Origin of the sequence: Kitasatospora sp. NPDC096140 (assembly GCF_040303045.1) — a bacterium.
In the GTDB taxonomy this organism is placed as follows: Bacteria; Actinomycetota; Actinomycetes; order Streptomycetales; family Streptomycetaceae; genus Kitasatospora.
This window is the reverse complement of the sequence record NZ_JBEOUW010000109.1, coordinates 1-2050: the sequence shown is the minus strand read 5'-3', so window position 1 is coordinate 2050 and position 2050 is coordinate 1. Positions and strand designations below refer to the sequence as shown.

The 2050-nt window shown below is 72.2% G+C and carries 2 protein-coding genes; both read left to right on the top strand.

The annotated features are described in order from the left end of the window. The first annotated feature begins 722 nt into the window (after positions 1–722). Positions 723–1610 (top strand): isocitrate lyase/PEP mutase family protein, encoded by an 888-nt coding sequence (locus tag ABT048_RS41615; RefSeq protein WP_350526857.1) that lies wholly within the window; start codon positions 723–725, stop codon positions 1608–1610. Beyond that, positions 1607–1966 (top strand): hypothetical protein, encoded by a 360-nt coding sequence (locus tag ABT048_RS41610; RefSeq protein WP_350526856.1) that lies wholly within the window; start codon positions 1607–1609, stop codon positions 1964–1966. The genes ABT048_RS41615 and ABT048_RS41610 overlap by 4 nt, the downstream gene beginning before the upstream one ends. Positions 1967–2050: the final 84 nt, after the last annotated feature.

Here is a 2050-nt window from a genome sequence, read left to right as displayed (position 1 = left end):
AGACACACATGGCGGTGATCTTCGCGGACAGGGCAACGCAAAGATCACCACCAGTGGATCACGCCATGAAGTTGATCAATTACCCAACACTTTCTGAGCCCCGGCGGGGCCGCCACGCCGGCCCCGCCCCTTCTCGGCCCCTTCCCCGGCCCGGCCGGCTCCCGTCCGTGCCTCAGCGCGGACGGGCGGGCGTCGGCACCGCGCCGAGGAGCCCGGCCGCCGAGGCGGCGACCAGCACCCGGTTGCGCCGCGAACACCGCCGCACCCGTCGCCGGGCCCATCAGTCCGACGCCGACGCCGCTCAGCAGCAGACCGGTGCCGAGCACGACACCCGGGCGAACAGGCGCAGATCCAACAGCGGTGCGGGGCTGCGCAGTTCGACCCGGACGAAGACGGCCAGTGCGATTCCGACGACGGCCGACAGGTCGAGGACGCCCCCGGGGTCCGGTGCGATTCACCCGGCAGCGACAGGGCCAGTCCCGTCACGGCGCCAAAGCCGATCGCCCGCCCGAGGTCCGGCCCCCGGTAACTGCCAGCCCAGGTGGCATTCGCCATTGGCCGCTTTTTGCGATGTTCCTATTTTCGCCGCACCTTCACTCCAACGGGGGAATCTCTTTTAAAGATTTGCCCACGGAACATTAAAGGGCGCATAGTGATGGCACCTCAGTTTGGTCTAGCGGACACCAAGTTCAGGCAAAGTCATCCCAGGTGAGGAGAAGGCCTTGTTCCACGGAACCACGACGGAGAGCGCCCCCGGGCAGCGGCTCCGGGCGGAGATCGCGGGCCCCGGCACCACGCCCCTGATCGGCGTCTACGACATGTACTCGGCCTCGATCGCGGCCGAGCACTACAACGGCATGTTCGTCTCCGGCTTCGGCTTCGCGGCCTCCTACTACGGGCTGCCCGACATCGGCTTCATCGCCTGGCCGGACATGGTCGGATTCGTCGAGCGGCTGCGCGGCGCGTTCCCCCGGCACCACCTCCTGGTCGACATCGACGACGGCTACGTCGATCCCGAGGTGGCCTGCCACGTGGTGCGCCGGCTCGAACGCATCGGCGCCTCGGGCGTGATCCTGGAGGACCAGAAGCGGCCGCGCCGGTGCGGGCACGCGGACGGCAAGCAGGTCCTCCCGCTGGAGGAGTACCTGGAGAAGCTGGAGCTCGTCCTCGCCAACCGGACGGACCTGGTGGTCGTCGCCCGGACGGACGCCACCGAGGAGGACGACATCCTGCGCCGCGCCCGGGCGCTGGCCGCCACGGACGCCGACGTGGTGCTGGTCGACGGCGTGCGCAGCGAGGAGTGGATCCGCCGGATCCGCGCCGTGGTCGGCGACAAGCCGCTGCTGTTCAACCAGATCGCCGGCGGCAAGTCCCCCCGGCTGTCGCTCTCGGAGCTGACGGAGCTGGGGGTGGACGTGGCCATCTACAGCACGCCGTGCCTGTTCGCCGCGCACCGGGCCATGGAGGAGGCGCTGGCCGGGCTGAAGATCGCCGACGGACGGCTGCCCGCGTCGGCCGAGGAGGACCGGCAGGTCGGCGTGCGGGAGTCCACCGAACTGCTGGAGCGGAACATCTCCCGCTCCGGGGGGCTGACGGCGGTGACGGTATGAGGGCCGGGCAGCGCGGGCCCGCCCCGCCCCCGAGCGCAGCCGTTCTGCGGGTCGGTGCCCTGCGGACCGGCGTGCTGCGGACCGGCGTGCTGCGGGTCGGCGTGGTGGGGCTGACGGGGGTCGGCGCGCTGTTCGCGGGCGGCGCCGTACCCGCGGCCGCCGACAGCCTGATCACGGTCGTGGACAACTCCCACGCCGACTCGTGGCTGGAGGTCGACCGCACGGCCAACCTCCAGAACGGCAGCGGTTCGGCGGGGAGCGACCACGACGGCGCGGGCTCGCTGGTGGGCGGTCTGCTGGGCCCGGGGTCCGCCGCCGGGCGGGCACTGCGCCCGGTCCCGGGAGGCGGCCCGTGACCGACGGCTCGGCTCTCCCGGAGCAGCCGCCCGAGGCGCGCGCGGACGGGCTTCGCGCGCGCCCGCCGCGGCGACCGCGGCCCC

Coding starts and splice junctions, on each gene's coding strand:
- ABT048_RS41610 (WP_350526856.1), top strand. CDS start 1,607: ATGAGGGCCGGGCAGCGCGGGCCCGCCCCGCCCCCGAGCGCAGCCGTT.